The sequence below is a fragment of the Streptococcus suis genome (assembly GCF_046032535.1).
Classification (GTDB): Bacteria; Bacillota; Bacilli; order Lactobacillales; family Streptococcaceae; genus Streptococcus; species Streptococcus suis_AK.
In genome coordinates this window covers 1-7042 of record NZ_JARQPL010000060.1, presented here as the reverse complement: position 1 = coordinate 7042, position 7042 = coordinate 1, and the positions used below count along the sequence as shown (strand labels likewise).

Genomic DNA, 7042 nt, shown 5'->3' with positions numbered 1-7042 from the left:
ATACAAAAACTATTCCCGTTTGGTCATCAATTGCTCGGACGGGAATAGTTTTAAATGCTTAACTTAATGACATTGGGTAGTAGCTTTGTTTACTAAGTTCATACCAACTGTTCGTGTGGTAAAGGTAGGTCCGAATCGCTCCTTTCATATAAAATTCGCCATGGAAATCATAAAAAGTTGGCTGTTTATATGTAGATTGTGATGGGTGGTTACTAACTCGGAAAACCTTATAATAATAACTATTCCAAAGAATGCATCCATAAATTGATTTCGTCGTTTTCGATTGATAAAGACTTAAAACTTCCTCGTCAGGATTGAGTATAGAATGAATAATCGGTCCCAACTTTTCTTCTGTCCAGACCATACTTCTCCCCTTGAACACATGTATTTGTTTGTTTTATATTATTATATCATATTTGTATTTTTTGGTATTGAAAAAACCCTAGAATTTTTTCTAGGGAAAATAAAAACTTAATCTTTAGACAAACTACCTGTCTTCGTTTGAGATTTTGCATAAACAGCCAAAAGGAGTGTCCCTGCAATAGCAACTGTAATACTGTTTGCAATACCTGCCACAAGTCCCTGTGCAAAGACCTTATTCGCCGCCTCACTATAGATAAGAATATCTAAAACTGGGGCAATGACTCCCCAAGCAATGAGGTTTGCTACTGCTTGAAAAATATTGAAAGCAAAAATATCTTTTCCGTCAAAAATTCCTTCTTGAATACGCAGACGATTTCTAGCAAAACCTAACACCAAGCCGAAAACTGCTGAGGCTAGAACCCATGACCACCAAGGCGACCCACCTCGCAGTGCGTCTATAAAGGCATGACCAATAAGCCCTACAAAGAAACCAACAATTGGTCCAAAAACAATTGACAAGAGCGACTGAACTGCATACTGCAATTGAATGTAGGTATTTGGTACAAAGGTTGGAATACTAATCAGCAAACCAATAACCACAAAGAGGGCTGCGCCGATACCAGTAGCAACGACTGTTTTGATTGAATTATTTTTCATAACTATCTCCTAAAATTTCTTTAATTACTAATACGTTTGATTTCAATATGCCAGTTTTGACCTACACCGACATTATAAGCCTTGGCAAATGAGCCCTGATTAATCGCAACACCTACACGATAGAGGGAATTGATATAAATCAATGGCTGTCCGATACGTACATCCGCAAAGGACTTGCCATAGGTTACTTGGTTTTGATACACAAGCATGTCGTTATTGTATATGGTCACTTCAAAGCGATCTTCAAACTGCGGTTGCAAGGTGTAAAATTCTTCTCGCGTAATCGAGGTCCAAAGCGAGCCGAATCGAACATCCAGAATATCAATTGCACCTTTTACATAGTCCGAACCAACTTCCGTTGGGACTGTTGGAATTTCCACAATCTTATCCACGCTTAATTCTGGACCAACTTCTTCAAAGCTAATGTGTCCAGAAGCCAATTTAGCTCCCGTGTAGGCATAAACATCTCGACCATGGAAGGTGTACGAATGTTCTGTATTGGCACGGCGATTGGCCACCTCTGAAATTTCTCGAACCGCCTTTATCCCCACATATTTTTTGATGAAGGATAGCGTTCCATTGTCTGGCGTTACAATGTAGTGATTTTGTTCGGTCAAAGCTACTACACTCTTACGTTTTGAACCAACTCCCGGATCAACAACCGAAACAAATGTTGTCCCCTCCAGCCAGTATTCGACCGTTTGAAAGAGGCGATAAGAACCTTCAAAGATATTATACGGAGTAATATCATGAGTTAGATGGTGAACAACTAAATCTCTCGATTCTTGGAGAGCAACACCAATCATCGCTGAAACTGCACCATCAACTAAACCAAAATCTGATTGTAAAACAAGTAAATTATTTGACATACATTCTCCTAATCTTATTACCGTTCTATGATAACAGAAAACTCGTGACCATTCAAATAGATATTTCCAAAGCCTGGCTATAGTTTTTCCTTATACCTTATCTGTCAAGCACCCTACTATCAGCCACCGAAAATTTTTCCATCGTACCTTCTTCGAACTTAAGATAAAATCCCCCACTCTCTAGTTCCAACCAACTATCGTCTTTGAGCAATTGGATACAAAGAAAACTGCCTAGCAGCAGTTCCAATCTCCAACCTTTTAAGCCAAAAATTGTCCTCATGGACATCTAGATACAAAGAAAACCAGCTGCCGCTGGTTCTCATTTCCAACCTTTTAGCAAAAAAAAGTGCTACTAGCACTTTTTTTTGCTAAAACCCATCTACATTCGTGTAGATTTTTTGGACGTCTTCGTCGTCTTCGAGGGCGTCGTAGAGTTTTTCAAATGTTGCGAGGTCATCGCCTTCAAGTGATACTTCTGATTGCGGGATCATTTCAAGTTCAGTGACGTTGAACTCTTGGATTCCTGATTCTTTGAGGGCAACAATTGCCTTATGCAAATCTGTTGGGGCTGTATAGACAGTGATTGTACCGTCTTCTGCTTCTACATCATCGACTTCGACATCTGCTTCAAGGAGCAATTCGAAGATGGCATCTGCATCATCTCCTGCAAATACAACCACACCTTTTTTATCAAACATGAATGATACTGAACCAGATGCACCCATGTTACCGCCGTTTTTACCAAAGGCAGAGCGAACATTGGCTGCGGTACGGTTTACATTTGATGTCAAAGTATCAACGATAATCATAGAACCATTTGGTCCAAAGCCTTCGTAACGACCTTCCACGAAGGTTTCGTCTGTATTTCCTTTTGCCTTGTCAATGGCTTTATCAATGATGTGTTTTGGAACCTGCGCTTGCTTAGCACGGTCGATAACAAATTTCAGCGCTGAGTTTGTTTCTGGATCTGGGTCACCCTTTTTCGCTGCTACATAGATTTCAACACCAAATTTGGCGTAAACTTTTGAGTTAGCACCGTCTTTTGCGGTTTTCTTGGCTACAATATTGGCCCATTTACGTCCCATGGGGAACCTCCTACATTTTATAAAATCGCTTTATTATACCATAAATGGCAAGGATTGAGAAGATTTTTAAAATCAAAAGACAAGCTCGCATGAACTTGTCTTTTACTTTTTACAACTCAACTGTCGCAACTTGGCTATCTTGACTGACCTGTCCAAGATTTCCAAGGCTGACAGATTTGATTTCAGCAGTGTTTGTGAAGGCAACAACGATGGTTGTTTCACGTCCTGCTGAGCGAATAGCTTCAAGGTCTGCAACAAGGAGCAAATCCCCTGTTTCAACACGTTGACCATCTGTTACCTTAGTTGAGAATGGAGCACCATTTAGTGCAACTGTCTCTAAACCAACGTGAACTAAAACTTCTACACCCTTGTCAGACAAAATACCGACAGCGTGTTTTGTTGGGAAGACACTAGTTACAATACCTGAAACTGGTGCGTAAACATTGCCGGAGCTAGGCTCAACTGCATAACCGTCGCCCATCATTTTTTGTGAGAAGACCGGTTCTTTCACTTCTGTGATGGCAATGGCTTGACCTTCAGCAACAGAATAAACTGCCTCGGTCACACCCTTGAATTGTGCTTCCTCAACTACTGTTTCAGTCGCAACAATTTCCGTACGAGGGATGGCTACGCCTGATTCTAGCAAGTCTTGAATGTCTGATTTGAGAACATCTGCTTTTGGTCCATAGACTGCTTGAACACCTGAGTCTTTGATAATCAAGCCCATAGCACCAGCCTGTTTCCAAGCATTTTCATCTCCAACCTGTGCCACATCTTTAACACTAACACGAAGACGAGTCATACAAGCATCCACATCTGCGATATTATCACGACCACCAAGCAAGTTGATGATTTGAACCACTTGTGAATTGGCATCCGCAGTATCTACGTTTGAGTTTGAAACCACATCCGTTGTTTCTGTATCATAGTTACCATTGCGTCCAGCTGTTGCTAGGTTGAATTTCTTAATCATAAAGTTAGCAATGAAGTACATACCAACCGCAAAGAGGGCTGTTACCCAGATGAAGTTAATAACATCCATACCGATACCAGCTTTAATCGCCATCGGTGTACGTGTAAGGAATTCGATATTACCAAATGAGTGCATACGCAAGTTGACAACGTCAGCCATGGCAAAAGCCGCACCTTGTACAAAAGCATAAACGACATAGAGTGGCATTGCTGCAAACATGAACATGAACTCGATTGGTTCTGTTACACCTGTCAAGAAGACGGCAAGTGCTGAAGAAATAAACATACCTTTGTACTTATGTTTTTTATCTTCATCCACATTGCGGTACATAGCGTAAGTCAATCCCATCAAAATCCCTGATGAACCAATCATTTGACCAACTTTGAAACGGGCTGGAGTAATGTTTGCAAGAAGGTCATTGTACTGAGCCATATCACCAGCGTCTTTGAGGTTGATCAAGTCTGTAATCCAAGCCAACCAGAGTGGATCTTGTCCAAATACTTGTGTACCTGCTTGTGCACCTGTCAAGATGTCATAGGTACCACCAAGTGACGTATAGTTCATTGGAATGGTCAACATGTGGTGCAAACCAAATGGAAGAAGCAAACGTTCCAAGGTACCATAAACAAAAGGCGCAAGAATTGGTGCTGTATCCTGTGAGCTTGCAATCCATTTACCAAAGCTGTTGATTCCTGTTTGAACAACCGGCCAAAAGATAGCTAATCCTAGCGCTACAAGAACTGAGCGATAGATAACCACAAATGGTACAAAGCGTTTACCGTTAAAGAAGGTCAAAACATCAGGTAATTTGCGGTAATTGTAGTATTTGTTATAGGTTGTTGCCCCTACAAAACCAGCGATGATACCAACGAAGACACCCATGTTCAGAGCAGGTTGACCCAAGATATTGACGAAGTAGCCTGAAACTGGAATCTCTGTTCCAAAAACAGTGGTTACGGTTGCCGCTGCATCTGCAAGCATGTCAGTCGTCACACCAAAGAAGTGACCTGTAATCAAGTTAATAAGGATAAAGGCAAGACCTGCTGAGAAGGCACCACCAGCCTTTTCCTTAGCCCAGCTACCACCGATAGCCAAGGCAAAGAGCAAGTGAAGGTTTCCGATAATCCCCCAACCGATTTGGGCGATAATATTCCCAATACGAATCAAGAGTTCTGATTCTGGGCTGATTAACGGAATAGAGTTTCCGATAGAAACCATAAGACCTGCTGCAGGCATAACTGCAATCACGACCATTAAACACTTACCGAATTTTTGCCAAAATTCGAAACTAAGAAATTTTTTCATTTTTTCTCCTTTATTTTTTGGCTCTGTGCCATTTTATACATTAATTTCAACTTCCACACCAAAATGGTCTGAAATAATCGGACGATTCTCTCCATTGAAAATCACTAAGCTGGATAAAACTTCCTTTTTCTGATTTAAGAAAATGTAATCCAATCGTTTTTCCTGACTGTGACCAGCCCATCCGTCAATGGCTTTTTCAACGGTGATTCCCCTATCCTTTTCCTCAGCCAAATCATAACTATCATAAAGACCAAGGTCCTTGATAGCTTGGTAGGCTTTGGGATTTGATAAAGCATCCGTATTGAAATCTCCCATTAGAATTTTCAAGCGGTCCGAACTTGTTCGTTTCACAATCGAGCGGATATTATCTAGCTGATTTTCTTCTTTACTGTCAGGAAGATTGATATGACAAGAATAAATGTCAATCAATTCCTTCTCATACAAGACCGTCAAACCAATGATTTTTCTAGACAAGATTGATGTCAAATCTTTGTTCTGACTGCAGTAGAAGGCATCCACTTCATAGACAGGTAGTTTGGTCAAGAAGGCAATTCCTTCATCGTATCGATCGTAACCAATATGGGAATTGGACCAGAAATAAGAATAGCCTGTCACTCCAAGCTCTCTCAGTTTCTCAAGCAGGACCAGACCATAATTGTCTTGCCGTAAGTCCTTGGTCACCAGAGGACTTGTCATCAACTGGTTGACTTCCTGAAGAGCAATCACATCATATTGCTTTTGGGCAATGGTCTGAGCTAAAATATCCAACTTCTCATGCTGGTCCTCTTCTAGCCAAGCATGAACATTGACTGTTAGTAATTTCATATCTCTCCTTTCTATTTACTTAGTAAAACCTTTTCAACTTGTAACCTTATTATAACGTAAACGTTTTCATTCGTCAATAGTTTTACGGAATAATTTTGTCAGTTTTACGTAAAAGTTTGTCTAGACTTAGAATACTGACCTTTGGCATTTTTTATGATATACTAACGGTAAATAGCAAGCTAGGAAGTTACCCCCAATGAGTAAATACAAGAAAGTCTACGCTGACATCAAGGAAAAAATTGAACAAAATATCTGGCAGGCCAATCAAGAGATGCCTACAGAAAATGAACTGATGGAGATTTATTCCTATTCCAAGGACACCATCCGCAAGGCCCTATCGCTGTTGGAGATGGATGGCTATATTCAAAAGCGTCAGGGGAGAAACTCGATTATCTTAGACCACAACCTGGTCAGAAAACCATTTGTGTCCGAATTGAAGACCGTCAGTGAACTCAACCGCTCTGCCCACCATCAAGTCCAGACCGAATTGACCAACCTCTATATTGTCCAAGGTCAGCCAGAGGTCATGAAGGAATTGGAAGTGGATGAAAAAACGGATCTGTACCGTGTCAGCCGCGTTCGGACTATCGACGGTGAGCGATTAGAGTATGAGATTTCCTACTTTGACCGCAGGATTGTCCCCTATCTCAGCAAAGAAATTGCCGAAAGCTCTATTTATCAGTATTTGGAAAACGAACTTGGCTTAGAAATTTCCCATTCCCGCCGAGAAATTTCCTTCCGCTTTGCGACGGAGGAAGAAAAATCCTTGCTTGATCTAGCTGACTACGACATGGTGGTCTCCGTCACCAGTACTACCTACCTAGCAGACGGCCGTCCCTTCCAGTACGGCACCATCACCTACCGACCAGACAAGGTTACCTTTGTATCGTAACCGCCCAATAACAAGGTATCTATCTAATCACTCCCTCCTCCTGTATACTGTTATAAAAAACAAAACTGGAGGA

6 protein-coding genes are annotated in these 7042 nt (G+C 41.1%); 1 reads left to right on the top strand and 5 read right to left on the bottom strand.

Annotated features, from left to right (window positions below; genetic code table 11):
* Window positions 1-471: 471 nt before the first annotated feature.
* The 5 genes from P7J58_RS11035 to P7J58_RS11015 form a co-directional block, all read right to left on the bottom strand.
* On the bottom strand, window positions 472-1020 hold the full coding sequence (locus tag P7J58_RS11035; protein ID WP_024377202.1) for an ECF-type riboflavin transporter substrate-binding protein: 549 nt from the start codon (window positions 1018-1020) through the stop codon (window positions 472-474).
* A gap of 20 nt (window positions 1021-1040) precedes the next feature.
* Window positions 1041-1889 carry an S-adenosyl-l-methionine hydroxide adenosyltransferase family protein gene (locus P7J58_RS11030; protein ID WP_408556345.1) on the bottom strand — a complete coding sequence of 283 codons (849 nt, stop codon included), beginning with the start codon at window positions 1887-1889 and terminating at the stop codon, window positions 1041-1043.
* Between the two features lie 368 nt (window positions 1890-2257).
* Complete coding sequence (locus P7J58_RS11025) at window positions 2258-2974, bottom strand: YebC/PmpR family DNA-binding transcriptional regulator (protein ID WP_004194195.1); 717 nt, start codon at window positions 2972-2974, stop codon at window positions 2258-2260.
* Window positions 2975-3083: 109 nt separating this feature from the next.
* Window positions 3084-5252 (bottom strand): PTS transporter subunit IIBC, encoded by a 2169-nt coding sequence (locus P7J58_RS11020; RefSeq protein WP_408556346.1) that lies wholly within the window; start codon window positions 5250-5252, stop codon window positions 3084-3086.
* Window positions 5253-5285: 33 nt separating this feature from the next.
* Window positions 5286-6077: an endonuclease/exonuclease/phosphatase family protein gene (locus P7J58_RS11015; protein ID WP_408556347.1), complete on the bottom strand. Its 792-nt coding sequence runs from the start codon at window positions 6075-6077 to the stop codon at window positions 5286-5288.
* 196 nt (window positions 6078-6273) lie between these two features.
* Here P7J58_RS11015 and P7J58_RS11010 point away from each other — a divergent pair, with 196 nt between their 5' ends.
* Window positions 6274-6969 (top strand): GntR family transcriptional regulator, encoded by a 696-nt coding sequence (locus P7J58_RS11010; RefSeq protein ID WP_408556348.1) that lies wholly within the window; start codon window positions 6274-6276, stop codon window positions 6967-6969.
* The last annotated feature ends 73 nt before the right edge of the window (window positions 6970-7042 follow it).